Source organism: Sporobacter termitidis DSM 10068, assembly GCF_900130065.1.
GTDB classification, from domain to species: Bacteria; Bacillota; Clostridia; order Oscillospirales; family Oscillospiraceae; genus Sporobacter; species Sporobacter termitidis.
Window position 1 is genome coordinate 78,307 of sequence record NZ_FQXV01000008.1, and the last position, 24,984, is coordinate 103,290.

The window sequence follows — 24,984 nt, forward strand, 5'->3', positions numbered from 1 at the left end:
AAACATGAGCAAAGCTTCGATATCGATGGGCGCATTATGCATCGACGCCGGCAACGCCGGTCGTCTGGCGGATTTTTACGCCAGGCTTCTCGGCTGGGAAAAATTCCACGACGCGGACGGTTGGGCCGCGATCAGGTCGTCCGACGGCGCGCAGCTGCTCAGCTTTCAGACGGTGGAGGATTACACCCCGCCCGTCTGGCCCTGGGAAGCGGGAAAGCAGGCACAGATGATGCACCTGGACCTCAATGCCGACGACGTGAACGCGGCGGTCGAATTTGCGCTCTCGTGCGGCGCGACGGTTGCGGATACCCAATACTTCGGCGACATCGCCAAGACTGATGCTGGACCCCGCGGGCCATCCGTTTTGCCTCTGTCCCACGGAGTGACGCCGCTTTCCGAAACGGTGACGCCGCCGGCGCAGACAGGCCGCTGCGGCGCTGTGTCAGCGCTCCGCGATCCCCTCATCGGCACGCTCAGTATAACATACTGAGCGTGCCTTTTCCGTTATGAGAAAGCCGTCTTCCCACCCGCATACTCATTCGACATAAAACGACAAACGCCCCCAATCGGCGTTTTTAAAAATATAAATATAGCACAAATTAAGATTCTCGAAAATCAATTATCCAGTAACCCCAACGCTTTGACCGCTTTTCAAGCCCCCAACGCTTAATACTTTCGTAACATATCAAGGAAAATATTGCGCCAATCTGCCCCCTTTTAAAGGTTTACAAGGCATTTTTATTCCAAATCAGTCCCAAAACATCAAATAGAAGCCCTTTTTCATCCAATACAAGCCTGTTTTCCTGTCGAATCCGTCGCAGGGGACGAAGCCCACATCGCCCCGTCGGTCCTTCCCCACAGGCCACCGCCGCGCCGACAGAAGCAGGCGAACACAGTTCGCCCCTACGAAGACAATCCATGCCGTCCCCTCGCACCGCACCCCGGGGAACGGGCCGCCGAAGGCGGCGGCCCCTACATGCCGCGCGCGTATCCCCGTTCTTCCCCGGCTCCCTCAGACGAGGGAGCTGTCGCCCGCAGGCGACTGAAGGAGGGAACCTTGCCGGCACGGCGCCGTACAAAGCTGGCATGGAAATCCTTATAGTTTTATGTAGGGGCGATTCATGAACATGGCTATTAGGTTAACTCAGCAAAGCTGCTGCGCACTGGTAGCCTTCCCCTTGGGGAAGGTGGCACGGCGAAGCCGTGACGGATGAGGGCGGCTTGCGGCGCGTCACACGGTTTTTAGTTCAACCGCCTGCGGCGGACCCTCATCAGTCGGCTGCGCCGACAGCTTCCCCCAGGGGAAGCCTTTAGATTGACGGGCTCCTGAGTTAACCTAATAGAACTGCCGGAGACGAACACAGTTCGCCCCTACGCGGGCATCCTTCCTCCCGGGTTATCCGCCGCGCGGCTTATGTGCGCTTGCGGCTTTTGCGGCGGTTGGGATAGACGGTTCTGACCATGAACCGGTGGAAGAAAATCTCGCCGATGGCCAGCACGAGCGCGCAGATGACCGCGTTGACGGCGGATATCGTCGGGTAATTTGACCAGTAATTGAACAGATAGATCGTCAGAAACGACAAGACAGCGTCGCACAGCGTGGCGACGATGTTATTGGAAAAGGCCAGGACCAAAAGATCGCCGATGAGATAGGAGACAGCCGTCACGGCAATCGATACGACGAGGGCCTGGCCGAAGGACAGGGCCGTGAGCAGCCCCAGCATAATCTCCAAAAGAATAAAGACCATAATAAATTTAAAGAGCAGCGCGATGAGATGCTTCATAATTCACCTTTGTTTTGAGGCGTTAACGCCGTAATGATGCTTATAGATTTACCGCCTTTAAGTTTTGTATTCTTCGGGGCCGCGCAACAAATATTTACCGCGCCGTATAGATTCGCGTTTTGTCTGCAAAATATCATCGTCGGAGGTGACGGATATTTATGCTGACTTTGCTCAGGAGCGTTACGTGCTGCTGCCCGCAGCCGGCCGGGGAAAAGGATATACTCATCGCCGGCTCGAAAATCTATAAAATCGCGCCGCCCGGCGAAATCGCCGGCAGTCCGCTGTTTGAAAAGGTCGTCGACTGCCGGGGGCTCACCGCATTCCCGGGGTTTATCGACCAGCACGTCCATATCCTGGGCGCCGGGGGAGAACAGGGATTTCAGAGCAGGCTTCCCGAGCTCAGCGCGGAGGAGATACTTAGCGCGGGCGTCACCGCCGTGGTAGGGCTTTTGGGCGCCGACGGCGTTACCCGGCGCATGGAGGCGCTGTACGCCAAAGCGAAAGCGCTGGAGGCCCAGGGCCTTTCCACATACCTCTACGCCGGCAGCTACGCCGTCCCGCCGGTGACGCTGACGGGGAGCCTGCTCACCGATATGACGTTTATCGACAAGGTGGTGGGCGCGGGTGAAATTGCCATCGCGGACCACCGCTCCACCAGCCCGGACGCGTGCGCCCTCGTCAAAATCGCCGCGGAGGTGCATCTGGGCGGCCTGCTGACAGAAAAGGCCGGGGTGGTCCACCTGCACGTGGGCGACGGGAAGGACGGCCTGCGGGTTTTGCGGGAGGCCGTCCGGGAATCCGACCTCCCGCTGGAGATGTTCGTCCCGACGCACACGAACAGGAATCCCGATTTGTTCAGGCAGGCCGCCGACTATGTAAGGAGCGGCGGGCGCATCGATCTGACGGCCGGGGAGCAGGCGGGCCTCACGGTGCCGGAGGCCGTCCGGGCGCTGGCAGCCGACGGCGGGGCTTTATCAAGGGTCACGGTGAGCTCGGACGCCGGCGGCAGCACGCCGGCCGGCGGGGCCGGCAAGATATCGGCATTATATTCGGATTTTGTGGAAATAATAAGGCAATCGGTCCTGCCGCCCCATGAGGCGGTAAGGCTTTTTACCGAAAATCCGGCCAAGGTCCTGAAGCTGAACAAGGGCGCGCTGCGCGAAGGCGGCGACGCGGATATCCTGGTGACGGACGGCGGCTATCACATCAAACTGCTTTTTGCCATGGGCCGGTTACTCCTTGACAGGACGGCCTGAGACGGCGGGGAGAATACATTGGAAACTGTAACAAGAGGCCATCTGCTGATTATCGGCGGGGCGGAAGATAAGACTGACGGCAGCGTCATCCTCAAGCAGGCGTCGGAGATGCTCGGCGGCAGCGACGTGCTCACCGTGCTGACGACGGCGACGGAAAAGCCGGAGGAGGTGGGGCAGAATTATCTGTCCGTATTTTCGCGGCTGGGCGTAAAAAACGTCCAGGTGCTGAACATCGCCACACGGGAGGAGGCGGGCACCGAGGCGTATATTGAGAAAATACGCCGGTCAAAGTGCGTTTTCATGACGGGCGGGGACCAGCTGCGGATCACCAGCATCCTGGGCGGTACGTCGGCGGGCGCGGCGCTGAAGAGCCTTTACGCCTCCGGCGGCATCGTCATGGGCACGTCGGCGGGCGCATCCGTCATGAGCTCGACGATGATCGTGAAGGGGGACGACAACGAGCCGGCAAAAAAATGCACCCTGAAAATGGCGCCCGGCCTCGGGCTCATCGGCGGCGTGATCATCGACCAGCATTTCGACCAGCGCGGCCGGTTCGGCCGGCTTTTGTGCGGCATCGCGGAAAATCCGGAGGTCATCGGTATCGGCATCGACGAGGACACCGCCGTCAAGGTTTTTCCGGACCTGCATTTCGAGGTCATCGGCACGAACGCCGTATCGGTCATCGACGGCAGCACCATCGAAAGCTCCAACGTTTCCGAGCTGCAGCAAAACGAGATCCTGGCCATTGTCGGCGTCAAGGTGAGCGTGCTGCCGCAGGGCTACGGCTTCGATTTATTAAAAAGAAAGGTCATACGTTTTAAATCAGATGAAGGCGAATCAGATCAGCATCAGTGAACTGACGATCTACAGCGGAAAAAATATCTACAGCCACAAGCCCGTCATGAAGATGACGGTCGACATTGGCGCCTACGGCGATATCCCGACGAAGGATATCCCCATGTTCAACGACAAGCTCCTCAGCCTGCTTCCGGGGCTGAGGAAAAACTGCTGCGGCCTCGGCTACGAGGGCGGCTTTCTGGACCGGCTCCGGGAGGGCACCTATCTCGGCCACGTGCTGGAGCATGTAATCCTGGAAATGCAGTATGTCCTGGGCTATGAGGTCAGCTTCGGCCGGACGCGGACGATCACGGCGCCGTCCCTTTACTATCTCGTCTACGAGTACCAGAACGAGGTCTGCGGGCAGGAATGTGCGAAGGTCGCCGTTTTTATCCTGAACCATTTGATCTGCGGCGACGATATCCGCATCGGCGAGTTTATGGACTATCTCCGCAAAATCTCCGCGGAGGCGGAGCTGGGCCCCTCGACGGCCGCCATCGTCGACGAGGCGAAAAAACGCGGCATCCCGGTGACGCGGATCGGCCACGAAAGCCTCGTCCGCCTGGGGTACGGGAAAAACTCCCGCCTGGTGGAATCGACGCTGACGGACGCCACGGCCTGCGTCTGCGCGGATATCTCCAGCAACAAGCAGCTGTCCAAATACCTTTTGGGCGAGCACCGGATACCCGTGCCGTACGGCAAGGTGGTCTATTCGGAGATTTCGGCGCTGATGGCGGCAAATCAAATCGGGACGCCCGTCGTCGTCAAGCCACTGGACAGCAACCAGGGCAAGGGCGTCCGCCTGAACCTGACGAGCCCGGGTGAGATCAGGGAGGCGTTCAGCCGCGCGTCCAAATATTCCAAGGGCGTCATCATCGAGCAGTTTGTGAAAGGCGATGACTACCGCGTCCTCGTCGTGGGCGACGCAGTCCGGGCGGTGGCGCGGCGCGTTCCGGCCTGCGTCACGGGCGACGGGGCGCACACGGTCCGGGAGCTTGTGGATATCGTCAACGAGGACCCGAACCGGGGCGAAAAGCATGAAAAGCCGCTCACGAGGATCCGCCTCGACGACGTTGCCGAGGCGCTCCTGAAAAAGCAGGACATGACGCCGGAGACGGTCGTCCCCTCGGGCGTGACGGTCCAGCTGCGGCAGAACGGCAACATCTCCACCGGCGGCACCGCGGTGGACTGCACGGATATCATCCACCCGGACAATGCCGACCTTGCCGTCTGCGCCGCGGGCGCCCTGGGCATCGATATCGCCGGCATCGACATTGTCACGGAGGATATTTCAAAATCGATCCTCGACACCGGCGGCGTCATCGTGGAGGTCAACACGGCGCCCGGCATCAGGATGCACCTGTATCCCTCCGTGGGCCAGCCGCGCAACGTGGCCAAGGACATTGTGGACTTTTTGTTCCCGAGCGCGTCGTCGGTCCGTCTCCCCATCGTGTCCGTGACAGGGACGAACGGGAAAACAACGGTGGCACGGCTCATCCAGCACGTTTTGATGACGACGGGAATGACGGTGGGCCTGACGAGCACCGGGGGCACGTTCATCGGGAAAAAATGCATCGCGCGGGGGGATAACTCAGGGCCCCTGAGCGCCCGGTCGCTCCTGTCCAACAAGGCCATCGACGCGGCGGTGCTGGAGACGGCGCGGGGCGGCATCGTCCGCGAGGGGCTCGGCTATGAGGCCGCCGACGTGGGCGTCATCACGAATATCACCGAGGACCATCTGGGGCTGGACGGCGTCAGCACGCTGGACGATCTGGTGTATGTGAAATCCCTCGTGGCCGAAGCGGTCAGGGAGGACGGCGCCGCCGTCCTGAACGCGCTGGACCCCACGACGCCGGCCGTATTAAAGCGCATCAAGGCCCGGCCCATTCTCTTTTACAACGACATGAAGGCCGACGCGCAGTTTACCCGCCTCGGCTGCGTCCGCGTTTACAACGACGGGGGCTGGATACGCATCAGGGACGGCAGGGAAACGTACAACGTCGCCCATGTGCGGGAAATCCCCATCACGCTGGGCGGCGCCATCGGCTGCAATATCGACAACGCGCTGGCCGCCGCGGCGGCGCTGTACGGCCTGGGCATCCCGGCGACCCAGATCAAGGCGGGGCTTATGAGCTTCACGGACAACGCCGGGCGGTTCGAGCTCTACGACTGCCGGGGCGTCACGGTGATGCTGGATTACGGCCACAATCCGGCCGGGTATGAAACCGTCCTCGGCGCGTGCAAAAACCTGGAGCACCGCCGCCTTGTCGGCATCATCGGCATGCCGGGGGACCGGCGCGACGCAGACATCCGGGCAGTCGGCGAAATGAGCGGCAAGACCTTTGACCGCATCCTCGTCAAGGAGGACACGGACAAGCGGGGCAGGGAAAAGGGCGAGGTCGCCCGGCTTCTCTGCGATGCCGTCCTCGCCGCCGGATTCCCGCCCTCTCAGGCCGCCGTCGTCGAGGACGAGCTGGAGGCGCTGAAAAAAGCTATCGCCGAATCAAAAGAAGGAGACCTCATCGTGGTGTTCTACGAAAAGCTCAGCCGCCTGCAGAAATTCCTGACCGAAGCCGGCGCGCAGAAGCAGTATGCTCCGGCCAATAACCGGGTGCTGGCCTCCGTGTAAAAAATTCGGGCGCATAAAGGCGTAGGGGCGGACCTTGTGTCCGCCCTGTGCCGTTTTCCACAGCATGGCGCAAGAGGGCAGACGAGGTCTGCCCCGACGAAAGCGCGCGGCGACAAAAAAGGCACGGCTGCCCTGGCAGCCGTGCCTTTCTGATATTACAGCCTTACTCAAGCGCCGCGACGACCCTTTTCAGCTCGTCGACGATGTTGATCTTCTGGGGGCAGACGGACTCGCAGGCGCCGCATTCGACGCATTCGGAGCCCTTGGCGCTGCCGAACTTCTGCTCCAGCGCGTAGCCGAATTTGGCCGCGCCTAGGTCGTTGTAGACGAGATAGCGGTTCATCGCGTCGAAATAGCCGGGGATGCGGATGCCCTGGGGACAGCCCTTGACACAGTATTCGCAGGAGGTACAGGGCACGCGGGGAATCGACTCCAGCGCCAGGCGCGCTTTTTCGACGACGGCTTTTTCCTTCTCACTGAGGGGCTTGAAGTTTTCCATATAGGAGAGATTGTTCTCCATCTGCTCCAGCGTGGACATGCCGCTCAAAACGGTGATGACGTTGGGGAGCGAGGCCGCGAAGCGGATCGCCCAGGAGGCCTGGGACGCTGCCGGGTCCGTGTCCTTGAGGATATTGGCCACGCTCTCCGGGAGATTGGCCAGGGACCCGCCCTTGATGGGTTCCATGATGATCACGGGCTTGTTGTGCTTCATCGCCGTCTCGTAGCATTTCCTGGACTGCACGCCGCCGCTTTCCCAGTCGCCGTAGTTGATCTGGAGCTGGACGAACTCCATCTCGGGGTGCTCGGACAAAACCTTGTCCAGCAGGTCCGCCGAGTCGTGGAACGAAAAGCCCATGTGCTTCACGAGGCCCTTGTCCTTCAGCTCGCGGACAAAATCCCAGATGCCGAATTTGTTAAAGGAATCGAGCCGGCTGCCGCCGATGTTGTGCAGGAGATAGAAGTCGAAGTATTTGGCGCCGGTGCGCTCCAGCGACGTCCAGAACATCTGCTTGGCTTCCTCGGCGGTTTTCGGGCCGGCCCAGGCCGGGAGCTTTGTGGCCAGCTGGAAGCTCTCGCGGGGATAGCGGTCCACGATCGCCGCCTTCGCCGCGGCCTCGGACTTGCCGTCGCCGTATCCGTAAGCGGTGTCAAAATAGGTAAAGCCCTTGGACATGAACAGATCGACCATCTTTTTCATCTGCTCCAGGTCGACCTCGCCGTCAAAGCCGCCGAGCATGGGCAGCCGCATGAGACCGAAGCCGAGTTTCTTAATGTTTTCACCCAAATAAGCCATAATTGACCTCCTAAATAAATGCGGCCCGTGCGGCCGTCGGCCGCAGCAGGCGTTATGATTAGCTACAGAATAGTACAAGCGCGCGCCCGCGTCAAGCAAAGACTTGTTAAATTGCGGAAGCGCGCGCCGTGAAGCATCCCCGCCGGTATATCCGGAAACCCCGTCGCTCCCGCCATCACGCGGGAAGTATAGACGAAAAATATAATGAATGTAAGTTCAATTTATTGTCGATCTAAAATTACAGCATTTATGCGCCGGCGTTCACGCCGGCGCCAATGTTCCGCTGGTTGCATAAATATGCCGCCGGGCAGAGTCGGACGACCGAAGCAAGACGGTGTCTGCCGCATGTGTGTTACCAATTTCCTTTAAGCGGCTTACCTCCAAGAACGTATGTCCGTTATTTCAATATATTGAAGGTATATTCAACATATTTTACGAAAAATATTTAATCAAGCGTTAGGTTTTTCGACAGACACCGCCAGAAAATAAAGCAGGACGATTTGGTATCGTCCTGTTTTTTGTATCAAATTGCCGAACAGCAGGGGAAAAGTTCTATATCCGCACATTGCGCAGCACGGCAATGCGGCGCGGGCCGCCGAGGGCGGCGGCCCCTACGAGGACGGGGATACGTGGATTCCCGCCTTCGCGGGAATGACAACGCTGCGGGGAGGCAGGAGTTCTATTCGCAGTATGGGGGTCTGCATGGGATAGCGTCACGTTCCTGCGTAGCCGCGGCTTCCCAGACGTGCCTTCTCTGTCTGCGCGGCAGCGACTGCAAGTATACTGTAGGGCGGGGGCTTGCTCCCGCCGTTCCTTACCCGCACGGCCCGCGCCTTGGGGCAGTTTACCAGCCGGCGGGGTAGGCTGGATAGATGGCGTCGTTGCTGCGGAACTTCAGTACGGCGTAGGGCATGCCGTCGTCGGGGGAGAAGCCTGCCGAGACGTTGTAGCGGTCGGTCTCAGGGCCGAGCTTCAGGGTCAGGACCGTATTTGCTCCGTCGTATTTCACGGAGACGAAGCTGCGCAGCTGGTCTCCGCTGCCGGCCTTCGGCGCTTTGAAGCCGGAGGATAGCGCTGTGCCGTAAAACGTGACGTAGCAGCAGCCGTTGCCGCTGGCGACGGTCGCCCTGGGCATGGACCCGTGCTCCCGGCCGGGCCGCGGCGCAAAGCTGACGGTCACGGCGTCAACATCCAGGGTGATGCTTTTCAGGCTGGCGGGGCTGTCGGTGCCCAGCGTGAAGCTTTGGGCAAGCGGCATGAAATACGGGCTTGTCCCGTTGAGGTACCGAAGCGCCTCGGCGGCGTCGTTAAAGGCCGAGGTGCAGAGCTCCGGGAACCATTGGCTGCCGCTCTGATCATCCTTCCCTGTCGTCAGAATCGTCAGCTTTTTATCCGGCGTGATCTCGTACTTGTCCACGGAGACACCGGCGGCCACCACGTCCCGGGCGCCTGTGGCCCTGTCAAACCAGGCGAAGCTCGACAGGGCGCGGCCGTCGGCGCCGGGCGCGCCATACCGGACGACGGTGGCGCCGCCCGCGTCCCGGATATCCTGGACGTCAAAGCCCGCGCCCTTATAAAACGCCGTGATGCCGTCATTTGTATAATTACCGGCCGGGCCGGAGGAAGAGGCCGGCGTGGGTGACGGCGCTGCCGGGGACGCCGTCGATGACGGCAGCGCTGCGCCACCGCTCAGGGTGCTGCTTGCCGTGCAGGACGACAGCCGGTACACCAGGACGACGACGATGATGAAAAATATGAGCATCGGGAATATGGCGCGCTTAAACCGGTCCAAAGCCCTAAACCTCCGGCTGTAATATGTCTTTGCCGGAGACATGCCCGCCAATGCGGCGGCGCGTGTGCGACCCGGCAAAATTACAGTTACTTTAAAATCTTTTTGATATAAATATCCTTTTTCCGAAACGATCATATCAGCTTTCACCTGCCGGTTCAATACGGATGATCGAAAATTTAGGCTTGACATTTTACAAAATATTGATATAATAGCATATACTGTTATAACGAAAGGGCTGGAGAGCGCGGAGCGCGAAAGCTCGGCTGTCCGGCGTTAATTAATAAGGGTATCGCTATGAAACATGTATCGTATTCGGATGATTCCGACCCAAAAGATGAAGATATCGATGATATGATCTACAAAGACGAGGATTATTCAATCAGCGATAAATAAAAGGGCTGCCGTTACGGCAGCCCTTTAGTTTGCCAAAAGACTTATACACAAGGGGGAAAGCCTCGCAGAGTTTGCCGCCGGAGCGGCAAATAAATTCATCATTTGTCACGCAGGAGGACATGCGCCTCCGGAGTGACTCTTCTCATGCAGCGCGCGGCTGAGCGCGCTGCATGTATCCACTTGTCGATAAAGCCCAAAGGGCTTTATCGACAATCTGAGGGCTGCCGTAACGGCAGCCCTTTAGTTTGCCGACACCCCCGCATACAGGGGGCAGCCCTCAGGCCGCATGTCAGATATCATAGCCGCCGCTGAGGACCTTTTCCACAAATATGCGGACGACCTCCGGGTCAAACTGCGAGCCGGAGTTCTTTTCCAGCTCGGAGACGGCCTCGTCCCTGGTGAGCGCCTTTCTGTACGGGCGGTCGTTCGTCATGGCGTCGAAAGCGTCGCTGACGGCGATGATTTTTGATTCCAGGGGGATCGAGTCGCCTTTGATGCCCCTGGGGTAGCCCTTGCCGTCCGGGGACTCGTGATGGTAGAGGACGTAGTCGGCGAGCAGGGCGTATTCGTCGGAATTGCACAGGATGCGCCAGCCGGACTCGGCGTGCTTTTCTATCTCCTCCCGGTCGGCTCTGGTGAAAATGCCCGGTTTGTTGAGGATGCGCTCGTCCACGCCGATTTTCCCGATGTCGTGCAAAAGGCCCGCGACGCTGATCTGATTGACCTGCTCGGGGTTCAGCCCCAGCTCCGTGGCGATGGCCGCCGCAATCCGGCTGACCCTGTTGGAGTGCTCCGTCTCGCCGATACATTTCTCGTAGAGCGTCTGCATGATGATGCCCACCGTTTTGCTGCGGGTGGTCGCGCTCTCATGCATCTTGTTCTTGTACATCTTGTTCTCGGCCTCCGAGACGACCAGCTCGATATCGGATCGGACGTCGTGCTTGACGGCGTAGCCGAAGGACAGAGAGAGCTTCAGCTGGCGGATGGTGACCTTGGATTGCAGCTTTTTGATGCGCCGGACGATTTTGCCGGCTTCCGTACTGTCGGTATTTGGCAGGAGGATGACGAATTCGTCGCCGCCGATCCTGGCGGAGATATCGTCCTTCCGGCAGCCCCGGGTGATGACCTCGGCGGCTTTTTTCAACAGTGCGTCGCCCTCGGTGTGCCCGAAGGAGTCGTTGATCAGCTTGAGCCCGTTGACGTCCGCCATCACGACGGCCAGGGGCATGAACCGCTCGTCGTTCATGCTTTTCAGCACGCTGTCAAAATACCGCCTGTTGAACAGGCCCGTCAGATGATCGTGGTAGCTCAGGTACTTGATTTCGTCAAACGCCCTTTCCCGCTCTGTGACGTCCCGGATATAGGCGCCCACGCCCGTTTTCCTGCTGCCAATGGACACTGGGAACTTGACGGCCTCAAAAATCTTGCCGTCGGCCGCCATCTTGGAGACGCTGCCCGTTTTGCGCCCGATGACCTCCCGGTCGGTGCTCTCCGCTTGACAGGAGACGTCCCCCGGGCGGAACTCAAAATCCGTCCTGCCGACGATTTCGGAGCCCTCACAGCCGAACTGGTCCAAAAGCGCGTTGTTGACGATGACGTACCGGAGATTTTCATCCTTCAGGTAAATGACATCGTTGCTGGCGTTGATAAACGTGCGGTATAAAAGCTCGCTTTCCACCAGGTCGTCCTCCAGCGCCTTGTAGGAGGTGATGTCCTGGCAGTAGATGGCGTGGCGGTCCTCGGAGACCGTGCGCGCGTTCAGTGTCAGCCACCGCGTCTGGCCTGATTTCGTTTTGATCTGCAGCTGGCACGCGGCCTCGCCGGCGGTCAGGAGGTCTTTGAAAAACATGAGCGCCATGATGCGGCTGCTCCGCTCAATGAGGTGCTGGAGATTCAGGCGGCAGAGCTCCCCGGCCGTATAGCCGGTGATCCGGCAGGCTTCGGGATTGGCTTCCTCGAGCCCGGCCCGGTTGCTGACGACGATGAGGCCGAGAGGGGCGAAGTCCAGATAGCGCTGGAGCTTCCGCTCGCCTTCGGCCGCCGCACCGGCTTTGTCCTTTTCTTCGGTGATGTCTGAGAAGAGCGTGACGCAGTATCCTTTTTCGGGGCAATAGCCCTCCACGAAGAACCAGCGGCCCAATGCCTGCGCATACCGCTCACAGCGGAGGGGCGCGCCCGTTTGCGCGCCGTCCCCGGAGGAGGCGGGCCAGACAAAGCCGCCGTCCAGAAGCCACGGGATGACCTCCGAGGCGCGGCGGCCGATGATATCGCGGGCGAAAAGCCCGGTGAGCTCCTCAAATTTCCCGTTGACGTCCACAATTTCAAGATCGCGGGGGCGGCCGCCGTCGTCCGGGATGATTTTGTGGAGGCCATACGCCAGCGGCATATGCCGAAGGACGCTGTTATTCAGCGAATTATCCATGAATGCCGACCTCATGTTTTAACAACAAAAGTCCACTTCCCATTTAATGTACTTTATTTACTATTTTCGTCTTTTTTCTCTCGATTGTCCAGATAAAAAATACGAAAATTTCATCAGCAGGCCGAACGGGCGGACAGGCGGCGCCGGTCTGAATCAAAAACCGGCTTGGTTTTTTTGCCGGGATATGCTATGATGTGCTTACCAATAAAACGTACAAAAATGGAGTGATTTCATTGAAAAAGATACTTGTCCCGGTCGACGGGTCCGCCGCGTCAAAAAAGGCTTTCGAGGAGGCTGTGTCCATCGCGAAGAAATACGGCTCCGAGGTCACGCTGATCTCGGTCGTCGAGATTGAAAGCGACGTGGCATATACGGAGATGGGAATCGCGATCTCCGGGGAATATGCCGGCGTCCGCGATACGCTCATCAAGATCAAGGAGGAGAGCGCCGACAAGCTGCTCGACACCATGATCAAAAGCGCCGACTGTACGGGCATCACCGTCGGCAAGCTCGTCAGGGTCGGCAGCGCCCACCCCGAAATCGTAGACGCGGCGTGCCAGGGGAAATACGACCTCATCGTCATGGGGCACCGCGGCCTGAACCCCGTCAAGCGGTTCTTTATCGGCTCCGTTGCCAAGCGCGTCATCGAGGACGCCCCGTGCTCGGTGCTGATCGTCAAGGAATAAAACAGCCTGAAAACACGAAACCTCCGCTCAGAGTATGAACGGAGGTTTTATCTTTACCGGCGTATGATGATTGGAGGGCACGATGAACGAGGCGGAAAACAGGAGCGGAATAAGGACGGGCCGCCAGAGCTTAAAGCCCGTCTACGACTTGTGGCTCGAGAAATACGGAGACGTCCTGGAGGCATCGCGGCGCCAGCCCGTGCTGGACCTGGGCTGCGGCCATGGCAACGACAGCCTCTATCTCACCGAGCGGGGATTTCAGGTCGTCAGCTGCGATATCTCCGAGGAGGCGATCGCGGTGCTGAGGGCGGAGGTGCCGGCGGCGCGGGGCATGGTGGCCGACATGCGGGACGGCCTGCCCTTTGACGACGGCGGCTTCCGCGTCGTTATCGCGGATCTGTGCCTGCACTATTTCAGCTGGGCGGACACGGTGCGGATCGTGGGCGATATCGGGCGCGTCCTTCAAAGCGGCGGCGTTCTGCTGTGCCGCTTGAACTCCGTCAGCGACGTTCATTACGGCGCGGGGCAAGGGGAGCGCCTTGAGGAAAACTTTTACCGCATCGGCGGGACCGAAAAAAGGTTTTTTGACCAACCTCAGATAGACGCGCTGTTTGCCGGCTGGGAAAAGCTCCATGTGGGCGAATACCGGATGGACCGGTACAAGAAGCCCAAAATGCTCTGGGAAGTGGCGGCAAAAAAGCCTGAGCGCGGCGAAGGGGGTATCCTTTAAATTCACTTGCCCTTGCCTGCCCTGTATGCTTCGTACGCTGACCGGGCCTCCGCGTTGCTGCTGAAGAACTCGAGCAGGTCGTTCAGATCCCGGACGGTGGAAGGGCTGAGCGAGTGCTCGATGAGCTCCGCCTCCTCCAGCGGATTAGCGCAGCCGATCAGCTTTAAAAACTCCTCCACCGTGTTGTGCCTGCGCAGCAGATAGGCGCCAAGCTCCCGGCCCTTCTCCGTCAGGAGGATGATCTCATATCGGTCGTATTCCAGAAATCCAAGGTTCGCCAGCTTGAAGATCATTTTGGAGGCGGACGGGGGCTTGACATTTAAAAGCTCCGACAGCTTGCCCACGCGGGTATACTCATTCTGCAGGCAGAGCCTGTAGGCCATTTCCAGATAGTCCTCCATGGCGGGGGTCAGCTGCCCTTCCTGCTGATTGGCAAGCTGATATCCCCGAACGGTCCGGAAGCTCGAATTTTCATTGTCATTCATACGAATCAACCTTTTTAAATTTTCTCGAATCAATTCAGTATATTCGTAACACATCCAGCTTAGGAGCCATATATTAGCGTAGGGAAACTTATTTTCCCTGCGCTATCTTTTTTGGAGGACTTCATATGAATATCAGCCAGATACCTCTCAATCAGCTGCCGATCGGGAAAAGAGCCAGCGTCGCGGCGCTTACAACAGATGGCGCCACAAGAAGACGTATGCTGGATCTGGGCCTTGTCGGCGGCACGGAAATCGAGCCGCTGTATGAGAGCCCATCCGGCAATCCGGTGGCGTATCTCATCCGGGGCGCCGTCATAGCCCTGCGCTCGGATATCTCAAGCAAAATCATGGTATCGGTATCATAATCGAACATGGGGCGGGTCGGGCTCCGGGCCCTGCGCGTACATAAACCGCGAGAGGTATCGCGCGGAAAAGGCGTACCGGACCGGATTCCGCCCCAAATTATATAAGGGAGAATCAACAGTGGGACTGACAGGAGAATCGACGGGGGCCGGCGTACTGAGCTGCTGCGGCCTGAATATTGTAAAAATCACAAAGCAGGATAAGGTTGTCGCGCTGGCGGGCAACCCAAACGTCGGGAAAAGCACGGTGTTCAACGGCCTAACCGGCCTGAACCAGCACACCGGGAACTGGCCCGGAAAGACGGTGACGAACGCGCAGGGCCGGTATTGGCACAAAGGCAAAAATTTCGTCATGGTAGACATACCGGGGACATATTCGCTCATGGCGAATTCGGCGGAGGAGGAGATCGCGCGGGACTTCATCTGCTTCGGCGGGCCGGACGTGACGGTGATCGTCGCCGACGCCACCTGTCTGGAGCGGAATCTGAATCTGGTGCTCCAGACAATTGAGATCACGAATAAGGTTGTCGTCTGCGTCAACCTGATGGACGAAGCAAAAAAAAAGAAAATACATATCGATCTGGCGTTGCTGGAAAAGAGGCTGGGCGTGCCCGTGGTGGGCACCAGCGCCCGCAGCGGCAAAGGCCTCGACCGACTGATGGACGCGGTGGCGGCCCTGGCGGAAGAAAGCGGGAATACCGCGCCGCTGCGCGTCGTATACGACGGCGAGGTCGAAAAGGCCGTCGCCATGCTTGAGCCAGCCCTCGAAAAAGTCCTGCAGGGGCGCATCAGCAGCCGCTGGAGCGCCTTAAAGATCCTCGAAGGGGACGAGAGCCTGCTCAGGTCCCTGGAGGAATATTTGGGGGTCGACATTGTCCGGCACGGCGAGCTGTCTAAGAATATCGCGGAGGCCAGGGATTATCTCGAGGAAGCCGGGGTGACGGGCGACAGCTTCAGGGACCGCGTCGTCACCAGGATCGTGGAGACATGCGAGAGCGTCGGGCGCGAAACCGTGATGTTTGAAAAAAACAATTACGCGGCGCGGGACCGCAAAATCGATAAGCTCCTGACCTCAAAGCTTACCGGCATCCCCATAATGATCCTGCTTTTGTTCGGCGTGTTCTGGGTAACGATCACCGGGGCGAATTATCCCTCCGGCTGGCTGGCCGACGGATTGTTCTGGCTGGAGGACAGACTTTCGGCGCTGTTTGCCTGGCTCTCGGCCCCGGCCTGGCTGAAGGGCCTTTTAGTGGACGGGGTGTACAGAACGCTGGCGTGGGTCGTTTCCGTCATGCTGCCCCCGATGGCAATCTTCTTCCCGCTCTTCACGCTCCTGGAGGACTCGGGCTATCTGCCCCGGATCGCCTTCAATCTCGATAATTTTTTCAGAAAAGCCTGTGCCCACGGGAAACAGGCGCTCACCATGTGCGTAGGCAATTTATGCTACCAATAAAAACAGCTGCAATCAGCCGGTTTCTATATAGTTCCAAATAAATATAAGCACCCGCAATGTCCGGAGATAAATGGGACAAGCAGGTGCTGATAAGGATGGAGGGTTTACAAAGTGAGAATATTGATAAATCTGTAAAACGGGAATTGACCAACCTTTTGTGTACGTTGCTGTTGCCAGCGGCGGATTTTGAGTCCGCTACGTCTGCCGGCATGAATTGTCATGACTGCTATAGTTATAACTACCTAGTTTGAAAGGTGGTTATATTTTAATGGTAGCAGGACACTTACGAGTGAAAAATGGCTATTGGCACATGATTCTTAGTTACAAAGAACCGAGTGGAAAGCGAAAAACGAAATCTATTTCTACTCATCTAAAAGAAAGGGGGAATAAAAAGCGTGCAGAAGAAATGCTATTGGAATTACGCAGACGGTTTAGTGTGGAGTTTCAAGGCATATCTCAGCCGACCGAGATAACCTTTGCCCTCTATATGGAGGAATGGCTGCGGCAGATTGAGCCGACAGTCGCTCCGACAACGTTTGCGACATATTCATATGTGGTTAAATCCGCGATAATTCCGTATTTTCAGGAACGGAGTACTCTGTTGAGTCAGTTAAAGCCAAAGCATATTGAGGGCTACTACGATACCTTATTAACTCGAGGCCTTTCGCCAACAACGGTGTTGCGTCATCACGCGAATATCCGTAAGGCGCTGCAAAAAGCGGTTACGTTGGAACTGATCCCATCGAACCCTGCCGATCGGGTGACACGTCCGCGGAAAGCCGATTATCTCGCAGGTTATTACTCTGTTGAGGACGCAACGGCACTACTGCGGGCAGTTACCGGCTCAATTCTTGAAATTCCGGTGACTTTGGGGTTGTTTTACGGTCTGCGTCGCAGTGAGGTGTTGGGACTGCGTTGGGAAGCCATCGACTTCGAAAATCATGTTATACGTATTATTCATTCAGTTACTCAAATCGAGGTCAACGGAAAAACCAGCTTGGTCGCGCGGGACATCTTGAAGCGAAAGTCCAGTTACCGCACGCTTCCGATGCCGCCGGCTATCGACTGCCTGTTGAAAGCTAGGCGCAAGGCGTCCGGATATGTGTGTTTGGATGAAAGCGAGAAGATACTGGTGCCAGACAATTTGAGTCGAGGATTTTCCTCGATGCTAGAGAAAAGCGGGCTGCGCAAAATAAGATTCCACGACCTTAGACATACCTGCGCCACATTTCTGATTAATGCTCAGATACCGCTTATTGAGGTCCAACAGTGGCTGGGACACAGCACTATTTCTACCACCGCTGATCTTTATTCGCATCTGCAGTTTACATCAAAGCTACGTAGCGCTGAAATTTTGAATCGATTACTTACTAATAAAAAGAAAGAGGAAAAAAATAATGCAAAAACATAAGATGAATATCGTAGACGCCGTTGAAAGACTTAATGAGGGACTAGGAAACGAGGCTAATGCTTTACTGCACGGTGATATTCTGATTCGTATGGAGCAAGACGAAGAATTGGTATTTAATGCGGAATTCATCGAAAGAGGCAGAGAAATCCAGACTGAGGTTGTTCTGTATGACAATCTGGATATTGAAGAGCTATACTGCGATTGTGGACAATCCGGCGTATGCCCTCACATTGCAGCGACATTGATTGGCGCAGATATTATGCTGTCACAAGATTGCAATGATTTGCAATCCGCACTTAGTGCGATCCGAGAGGAATACCCTCAATAAACATCATTTAAAACAGTAAAAGCCGAACCGTTATGGGCCCGGCTTTTACTGTTTCCCGAGGACAAGCGAAATTTGCGCAGATTAGCATATAAAAAAATCCGTGCGGAGAATTAACACTGGAGCAAATGGCGTCCGCATATTCACAGGGAAAAACAAGTCACCAAAAATCTAAATCGCTTATTCGCGTGATATAATGTAGATAATCAAGAATATTCCCTTGATTTTTACGCGATAATATAATACAATAGCGTTATTATCCATATGGAGGCACTTTGATGTACCGCAAAATCATGGAATATCTGACAGAATGGAGGAGCAGCCCCTACCGCAAGCCCTTGATTTTACAGGGCGCGCGGCAGGTAGGTAAAACCTATTCCATTCTTGAGTTTGGGCGGACGCAGTATGAGAACGTCGCCTATTTTAACTTTGAAACAGACCCATTGCTTGTTAAAACCTTTGAAGAGAGTATCGACCCTGGCTACCTGATCCCCATTTTATCACGTATGTCGGGGCAAACCATCATTCGTGAAAAGACGCTGATCGTGCTGGACGAGGTGCAGCTTTGCGAACGGGCGCTGACCTCGCTGAAATACTTCTGTGAAAATGCGCCCGAATATCATATCATCGTTGCCGGCAGTTTGCTGGGCGTAGCGGTTAATCGGGAGCGATTTTCGTTTCCGGTCGGCAAAGTAGATATGAAAACGCTCCATCCCATGGATATGGAGGAATTTTTGCTGGCCTGCGGTGAAAGCGAGCTTGTCGGGCAGATTAAAGGCTGCTTCCAGAACGATACGCCTATGCCGGCTGTGCTGCATGATGCGGCGCTGACGTTTTACCGTCAGTATCTGGTTGTGGGCGGCATGCCGGATTGCGTGAGCAAATACCTGGAAACCAGAGATTTTATCCTGGTGCGACACACGCAGGATATGGTACTTCAAAGTTATCTCAACGACATGAGCAAATATAACTCGCAAAATGAAATCAAGAAAACTAGGCTGGTTTATGACAATATTACCGTCCAGCTTTCAAAGAAGAATACCCGATTTCAATATAAGCTGATAAAAACGGGGGCGCGAGCGGCGGAGTTTGAAAACGCCATTGAATGGCTGTCCCTCTCCGGCATCGTTACCCGTATCTACCGTGTGGAGCAGCCCAAGAAGCCGCTGGAAAACTATCGGGACATTGATTCGTTCAAGACTTACGTGTCCGATGTGGGTCTGCTTTGCGCCAAGAAAGATATCGTCGCCGAGGACGTTATATATCTTTCAAGCGAGCTGGATGATTTCAAAGGTGGCATGACGGAAAATTACGTTTGCTGCCAACTCACCGCGAATGAATATAGAAGCTATTATTGGACCTCCGAGCGCGGCGCCGAGGTGGATTTTATCATCCAGCGGGAGGGCAAGATTATCCCCCTAGAGGTCAAGTCGGCGGATAACACGAAGGCCAAAAGCCTGAACGTCTACATGGATACGCATAAACCGCAGTACGCCATCAAACTGTCCACCAAAAACTTTGGATTTGAGGATGGGAAAAAGACGGTGCCGCTGTACGCCGCATTTTGCGTGTAATGTTGGTACCAATTGAAAATAGCGAATGAGAAGTTGAATCGGAGCAAATCAAGCAAGTGATGGGAAGCTAGAAAAAGTGCACATTATAGCATTATGAGAAGTTTAGAATGCGCAATATTCATAGAGGCCATGAATTCTATGTTCCCGTTATATAGCTATGATGCTCAATTGAACATCATAGCTAAGTGAGTGTTCTGAGATAACTAGTAGGTACAGGAGGCTAGAGTATGTTGAGAATAGATAAAGCGATCCTAGATACCAATGAGGTAATCTGCGATAACATCTCAAGATTTGACACATCTGAAAGAGGTTTGCTAAGCCAGAACATACTTGGTCATGTAAGAAATTTTGTTGAGTATGTTGCCATAAAAGCGTTCTCTAATGGGGTGGATATCAATCCAAATGATTATGCTCTAAATGTTGCCTCTCTAAAAAATATGCAGGCGCGTGGCGATTTGCGCTTTCTTTATAGATTCCATGAAATGCTTCAGAAATCTGTCTCCCACTACACGGTAGATAAGGACGGATCGGAACGATTAATGCTGAAATATTATGAACACCTCTTAAGGATAAAAATATATCTCAAGGATACATACAACCTAGAGGTTCTCGGAAATATTCAGGATTTTCCGTTAAATACAGATACTGAGCTCTCGGATTATTATGCTATGATTGCGGGAAGAATTGAAGTTCCAAGCGTTCTAAATAGGCCCGTTCCATATAGTGATCGATACTATGTACAGAAGGTTAAGCCGTTCTTCGTAAACCAGAATATTTACTACGAGGTTACATTCACTGCTGCAAATGCCAAAGCAAGCAAGTTTGATCGAGTAATTGCGTTTACCAAGCATGAAATTACTGATAACTATGCAGTGAAATTCTCCATTCATAACGACACAATTCATATACTTAACAAGGATATGACGATCCAGGTTATTGATAGCTGGTCAGTTTCTATTCGTCCATGCGAATGGGAGAACCTATCAGAGATATTTGGCGCGCGGGTGAGCATTAGTGCATCTGCCAATGAATATAAGGAGCTCATGAAATTCCTTAGCACCGTAAGAATGTCATTAAACGAGCTAGTAGCAAGCGATCGGAGCTATTTCGAATACATAAAAGCCCAAATAACTGCACGTGCTCAGTCGGTAAAAATATTTGAACTTCTCGATCAATGTCGGGATGTTGTTATTAATAGTAAGCCTAGCGCTAATGTTATCCGGTATCTGCTCCACAAGATGAATAATAGGGTTATAAAGTGGCAGTTATGGAACGAACAGTGCGGCGGGCTCTCCAATCTTTATCTAAACTATGGTTGCATGCCGTTTGATCAAATGCCTTATTGTACTTCGCTACGACAGCATAATCCCCGAATTTACGATCTGTTTGAATCTATACCAATAGATGGACGCGAGCATGAACTTTTCGCGAGATTTATCAAGAATAATACAGAAATTGAAGGACAGCTTTTTACTTCTAAAAAGGATATTGAGAGCTTTGATGATATTGATGGTCTAATTAGAAAATATAATAACTCACTCTATTATAAACACGTTGACCGAAAGCTCGAAGTTTATAAGGAACATATTTACATAAAGGGGTATGCCGATGATAGCACTGTGATAATTAAGAAACTGCAAGAGCTTGCTGCTACAGGAGTGTCTCAGTATACGAACTCCGTTGATTCTTGGATAACACGGGAGTCTTATGAAATTGATGACGGAAGTAAAAAAGAGACGCTGCGCCAGATGTTCTCCAATTCACATGTTGCTCTAATATATGGATCAGCCGGTACTGGTAAATCAACATTAATTAAGCATATCTCAAATTTCTGGGCAGATAAGAAAAAGATATATCTGGCAAATACACATCCTGCCGTAGATAATATGAGCAGAAAAGTTACTGCTGGAAACAGTAGTTATAGCACGATAGCAAGGTTCCTGTCTAAGAAGAACAACGATACGGACTGTGACGTCCTTTTTATAGATGAGTGCAGCACAGTAAGTAATGCTGATATGCGAAAAGTATTAGAAAAGACAGATCTTAAGTTGCTTGTTCTAGTCGGCGACACTTACCAGATTGAGTCGATCTACTTTGGAAATTGGTTCAGTATTGCTCAGAAATTTGTGCCAATAACCTCTATTTTTGATTTGAAACATCCCTATCGGACTACAAATAAAGAGCTTCTTACGGTGTGGGACCGTGTCCGCAATGTTGATGATGCGATTCTGGAACCACTTGTAAAGAACGAATTTACGACTAAACTTGATGAATCAATATTTGAGCATACAGAGGATGATGAGATTATTCTTTGCCTTAACTATGATGGGCTATATGGTATTAATAATATTAATCGATTTCTTCAGAACAGCAATCCGAATGATGGTGTTTTTTGGGGCATCAGTATTTATAAAATTAGCGATCCGATATTGTTCAATGAGTCAAATATATTTTCTCCACTCATACACAATAACTCCAAGGGGAGGATTGTGGGTATCCGCCCCGAGGACCAGCAGATATGGTTTGATATCGAACTTGATGAGTCAATTAATGAAATCGATGCATGGGGGTACGATTTTGAGCTTATAGGTGAGTCTGTCACGGGGAATTCTATTATTTCTTTTAGCGTTAACAAGTATCGTAGTACTGATGAGGATGACGATGATAATGATTCGACCGTAGTTCCATTTCAGGTTGCTTACGCCATTTCAATTCATAAAGCACAAGGCTTGGAATATGACTCGGTAAAAATTGTTATTACGAATGAGACCGAAGAACGTATTACGCATAATATCTTTTACACGGCAATTACGCGCGCAAAAGAAAAACTGAAAATATATTGGAGTCCCGAGACCGAAAAAGCTATCCTCGAACGTTTGAAAGTGAAGAATTCAAATAGTGATGCTTATTTATTGGCGCAGCTTTCTTCGCTAACAATGGCGTAAGCATATAAATACCAGTATTTTTTATCGAAAGAGAGCTGCATAAACTATATAAAAGGAAACCCAATGAATGATATTAGATTTGAGATATTGAGTATAAAAATAAAAGAGTTATATTCGATTGTAAGTGAATTGGAGATGCAGTTTCCCGAACGACACTTCACTCCGGATGGTCATTTAGTTGGGAGTATAGGTGAAGTGCTTGCAGCCAGTTATTATGGATTGAAGTTATTACCTGCATCTTCCGAAACACATGATGCGATTTCTAAGGACGGTAAGATGGTTCAAATTAAAGCTACCCAAGTCGGTTATGTTAGCTTATCAAGTGAACCTGAACATCTTATTATTCTAAAAATCCTACGAAGCGGTGAAGCTGATGAAGTTTATAACGGCCCCGGAAAACGTGTATGGGAAGTTACCGGCAAGAAGCAAAAAAATGGACAAAGAAGTATATCGTTGAGCAAACTTAAAAGTCTGATGAACAATGTTCCGTTAAGTGATAGGTTGGAGCGAATATAAAACAACGTAGGCTCATGCCTGTTCATTATTAATTACACAAAATCCATATAAGAGTCGGAAATGGAGGGACCCTCGGTTAAGTATATGGATGGCTCATTTAAAGCAGATCATAGTAGTAACGGGCAGTTTAGACAAGGTTAAATTATAGCTATAATACGAGTCATCGGATTATTTACATAAATAGCAGCTCAAACAATAATACATATTTTGTTTTTGACAGGAGTGACTTTATGAGTGAATTTATTATGGTAAAGGCGAAGGACTCTTTGCCCTCTCTTAGATATCTTGAAGAAAGCTATATCGATAATGGGGCAAAAAGGCATTTTAATATCACAAGTGAACCAGACCGAGCCGTAGTACGCGATTTAGCAGACAAAATTTATCCCACCTATTTTTTGGTGTTTTCTGAGTTGGATGGTGTACGAACTGTTAAATACATCTATATTGGAGAAGGCATCAAAGCCGGAACAGCGGGCAACCCTTCAATCGAGATATCTATTCTACAAAAAATAGCAAACAAATCAATGCTCGATAATTTTCTTTCTTGTTCCGAAATTGATTTAACGCAAGACTTTGAGCGTAATTCCTATATTACCATTGAAAACCTCCCAAGCCTTGTCAGGCAAATGAATTTTATTGCTAAGCCACCGTATAAGAACGATGATGTCACACAAGTAGTTGAGTATCCCAGTATAGATGAGGAAGATACGCTCCATTCTCTGGCGCAGCGGAATGAGTATTGTCTCCGTGAGTATTCATATCCAAACACAGATAATTCCCGTGGGGAGTTCCAACGAGATTATGATCGCATAATACACTCTAAATCATTTAGACGAATGGTAGATAAGGCGCAGATCTTTTCAGCGGACAAAGGTGATCATTACAGGACACGCATGACCCACTCTATTGCTGTCAGCCAAATAGCCAAAAGTATAAGCAAGGCGCTCAAATTGAATGAAGCATTGACTGATGCCATTGCATTAGGCCATGATATTGGTCACACGCCTTTTGGCCATCAAGGAGAGAGAACACTTAACGAAATCCTGACTGGGAAAAAGGCGTTATTAAGAGATGTGCTGGACAAGGGCGTTTCCTATGGTGGCTTTAAGCATAATTATCATTCACTAAAAGTCGTGACCAGGTTGGAAGAAAAATATGTTGCGTTTGATGGCTTGAATTTATCATATCAGACTCTTGATGGGATTTGGAAGCATACCAAAACAAATTTGACGGATGATTCACTAAGCCATTTCATTTCTTCACAGAAATTAAACGAATACTTGATAATTGAAAAAGCGATTCCGAGCACACTTGAAGGTCAAGTCGTAAAAATGGCGGATGAGATTGCGCAAAGAAGCCACGACTTGGAAGACGCTTTTGCCGCCCAGAGATTATCAATAGAAGAAATAAAAAATTATCTCATGCTCAGCAAAATGAATGAATTGAAAGTAAGAATTGACGCTATCGAAGATGAATTTATTCAAGCGTCAGAACTCAATCGTTTTTATGCTGATCAGGCCGAGCTTTTACATGGCCGTATTTCATCAGCGGTAATTGATTTCTTTGTAAAGGATGTAATTGCCCAATCTAAAACTAATTTGGATGATTTTCTTGCTTCAGATGGGCTGCGAAGGTTTCGTGATGCAGAACATAGAGTTCAAACAATCTTGATCTTCTTTTCCATAAAAGCCAAAAAACTTTGTGATTATCTTGAGAAAATAATTTCGAAAAAGGTTATTAATAGTGCAGAGGTATCCTTGTTTGACAGTAATGGCGCCTCTATAGTCGAGTCTCTTTTTACTTCTTATTATAATAATCCGCGTTTATTACACAGAGGAACGCTACATAGAATCATGCAGGATTTCCGCAAAATAACAAAAAATGTGATTGATTTTGAAGAAAGTGATCCAAGTATTATTGAATTAGAATGGAAAAAGATTGCTACTGCTACAGCAGGCGAGGAAGATGATGATTTAGCTGAAAATGAATATTTGGAAAAGAATAAATTGCTTGTAGGAAATATTGCTGATTTTATTGCTGGTATGACAGACTCCTATGCTATGAATGAATACAATAGGATACGACGGTAA

The 24,984-nt window shown here is 52.6% G+C and carries 18 protein-coding genes and 1 pseudogene; 14 read left to right on the plus strand and 5 right to left on the minus strand.

Annotated features, from left to right (window positions below; genetic code table 11):
* Nucleotides 1–4 precede the first annotated feature (4 nt).
* Nucleotides 5–490 (plus strand): VOC family protein, encoded by a 486-nt coding sequence (locus BUB60_RS11975; RefSeq protein WP_242941197.1) that lies wholly within the window; start codon nt 5–7, stop codon nt 488–490.
* Nucleotides 491–1,412: 922 nt separating this feature from the next.
* Here the strand turns inward: BUB60_RS11975 and BUB60_RS11980 are convergent.
* Nucleotides 1,413–1,784, minus strand: a complete 372-nt coding sequence (locus BUB60_RS11980; protein ID WP_073079310.1) for a DUF2512 family protein — start codon at nt 1,782–1,784, stop codon at nt 1,413–1,415.
* Nucleotides 1,785–1,942: 158 nt separating this feature from the next.
* Here BUB60_RS11980 and iadA point away from each other — a divergent pair, with 158 nt between their 5' ends.
* From iadA to cphA, 3 genes are read left to right on the plus strand one after another with little or no spacing between them, the layout of a single operon-like run.
* Entirely contained in the window at nt 1,943–3,040 is a 1,098-nt protein-coding gene (gene iadA, locus BUB60_RS11985) for a beta-aspartyl-peptidase (RefSeq protein WP_073079313.1), read from the plus strand.
* Between the two features lie 18 nt (nt 3,041–3,058).
* Nucleotides 3,059–3,895 carry a cyanophycinase gene (locus BUB60_RS11990; protein ID WP_073079316.1) on the plus strand — a complete coding sequence of 279 codons (837 nt, stop codon included), beginning with the start codon at nt 3,059–3,061 and terminating at the stop codon, nt 3,893–3,895.
* Complete coding sequence (cphA, locus tag BUB60_RS11995) at nt 3,867–6,506, plus strand: cyanophycin synthetase (RefSeq protein ID WP_242941198.1); 2,640 nt, start codon at nt 3,867–3,869, stop codon at nt 6,504–6,506. Before BUB60_RS11990 ends, cphA begins: the two co-directional genes overlap by 29 nt.
* Before the next feature lie 163 nt (nt 6,507–6,669).
* Here cphA and BUB60_RS12000 read toward each other — a convergent pair whose 3' ends face one another.
* From BUB60_RS12000 to BUB60_RS12010, 3 genes are all read right to left on the minus strand, one after another.
* Nucleotides 6,670–7,800 (minus strand): aldo/keto reductase, encoded by a 1,131-nt coding sequence (locus BUB60_RS12000; protein ID WP_073079317.1) that lies wholly within the window; start codon nt 7,798–7,800, stop codon nt 6,670–6,672.
* Nucleotides 7,801–8,644: 844 nt separating this feature from the next.
* On the minus strand, nt 8,645–9,592 hold the full coding sequence (locus tag BUB60_RS12005; RefSeq protein ID WP_073079318.1) for a hypothetical protein: 948 nt from the start codon (nt 9,590–9,592) through the stop codon (nt 8,645–8,647).
* Nucleotides 9,593–10,274: 682 nt separating this feature from the next.
* Nucleotides 10,275–12,407 (minus strand): sensor domain-containing diguanylate cyclase/phosphohydrolase, encoded by a 2,133-nt coding sequence (locus tag BUB60_RS12010; protein ID WP_073079319.1) that lies wholly within the window; start codon nt 12,405–12,407, stop codon nt 10,275–10,277.
* A 233-nt stretch (nt 12,408–12,640) separates the two neighbouring features.
* Between BUB60_RS12010 and BUB60_RS12015 the strand changes: the two genes are divergently transcribed.
* Both BUB60_RS12015 and BUB60_RS12020 read left to right on the plus strand, forming a co-directional pair.
* Nucleotides 12,641–13,093, plus strand: a complete 453-nt coding sequence (locus BUB60_RS12015) for a universal stress protein (protein ID WP_159435400.1) — start codon at nt 12,641–12,643, stop codon at nt 13,091–13,093.
* Nucleotides 13,094–13,175: 82 nt separating this feature from the next.
* Nucleotides 13,176–13,823, plus strand: a complete 648-nt coding sequence (locus BUB60_RS12020) for a class I SAM-dependent methyltransferase (RefSeq protein ID WP_073079320.1) — start codon at nt 13,176–13,178, stop codon at nt 13,821–13,823.
* Nucleotides 13,824–13,825: 2 nt separating this feature from the next.
* Here the strand turns inward: BUB60_RS12020 and BUB60_RS12025 are convergent, their stop codons facing one another.
* A complete protein-coding gene (locus BUB60_RS12025) occupies nt 13,826–14,308 on the minus strand; it encodes a metal-dependent transcriptional regulator (protein ID WP_073079321.1) in 483 nt (160 codons plus the stop codon).
* 125 nt (nt 14,309–14,433) lie between these two features.
* Between BUB60_RS12025 and BUB60_RS12030 the strand changes: the two genes are divergently transcribed.
* The 8 genes and pseudogenes from BUB60_RS12030 to BUB60_RS12065 all read left to right on the plus strand — a co-directional run bounded on the left by BUB60_RS12030 (nt 14,434) and on the right by BUB60_RS12065 (nt 24,984).
* Nucleotides 14,434–14,673 carry a FeoA family protein gene (locus tag BUB60_RS12030; protein WP_073079322.1) on the plus strand — a complete coding sequence of 80 codons (240 nt, stop codon included), beginning with the start codon at nt 14,434–14,436 and terminating at the stop codon, nt 14,671–14,673.
* A gap of 118 nt (nt 14,674–14,791) precedes the next feature.
* Nucleotides 14,792–16,114 (plus strand): annotated as a pseudogene (gene feoB / locus BUB60_RS12035) (ferrous iron transporter B); the annotation flags it as partial.
* Between the two features lie 298 nt (nt 16,115–16,412).
* Nucleotides 16,413–17,534, plus strand: a complete 1,122-nt coding sequence (locus BUB60_RS12040) for a tyrosine-type recombinase/integrase (protein WP_159435401.1) — start codon at nt 16,413–16,415, stop codon at nt 17,532–17,534.
* Nucleotides 17,521–17,862 carry an SWIM zinc finger family protein gene (locus tag BUB60_RS12045; protein WP_073079325.1) on the plus strand — a complete coding sequence of 114 codons (342 nt, stop codon included), beginning with the start codon at nt 17,521–17,523 and terminating at the stop codon, nt 17,860–17,862. The genes BUB60_RS12040 and BUB60_RS12045 overlap by 14 nt, the downstream gene beginning before the upstream one ends.
* Nucleotides 17,863–18,137: 275 nt before the next feature.
* Nucleotides 18,138–19,433: an ATP-binding protein gene (locus BUB60_RS12050; protein ID WP_073079327.1), complete on the plus strand. Its 1,296-nt coding sequence runs from the start codon at nt 18,138–18,140 to the stop codon at nt 19,431–19,433.
* A 227-nt stretch (nt 19,434–19,660) separates the two neighbouring features.
* Entirely contained in the window at nt 19,661–22,378 is a 2,718-nt protein-coding gene (locus BUB60_RS12055) for an ATP-dependent DNA helicase (RefSeq protein ID WP_073079328.1), read from the plus strand.
* A gap of 63 nt (nt 22,379–22,441) precedes the next feature.
* Entirely contained in the window at nt 22,442–22,894 is a 453-nt protein-coding gene (locus BUB60_RS12060; protein WP_073079343.1) for a DUF6998 domain-containing protein, read from the plus strand.
* A gap of 230 nt (nt 22,895–23,124) precedes the next feature.
* Nucleotides 23,125–24,984, plus strand: a complete 1,860-nt coding sequence (locus BUB60_RS12065; protein ID WP_073079345.1) for a deoxyguanosinetriphosphate triphosphohydrolase family protein — start codon at nt 23,125–23,127, stop codon at nt 24,982–24,984.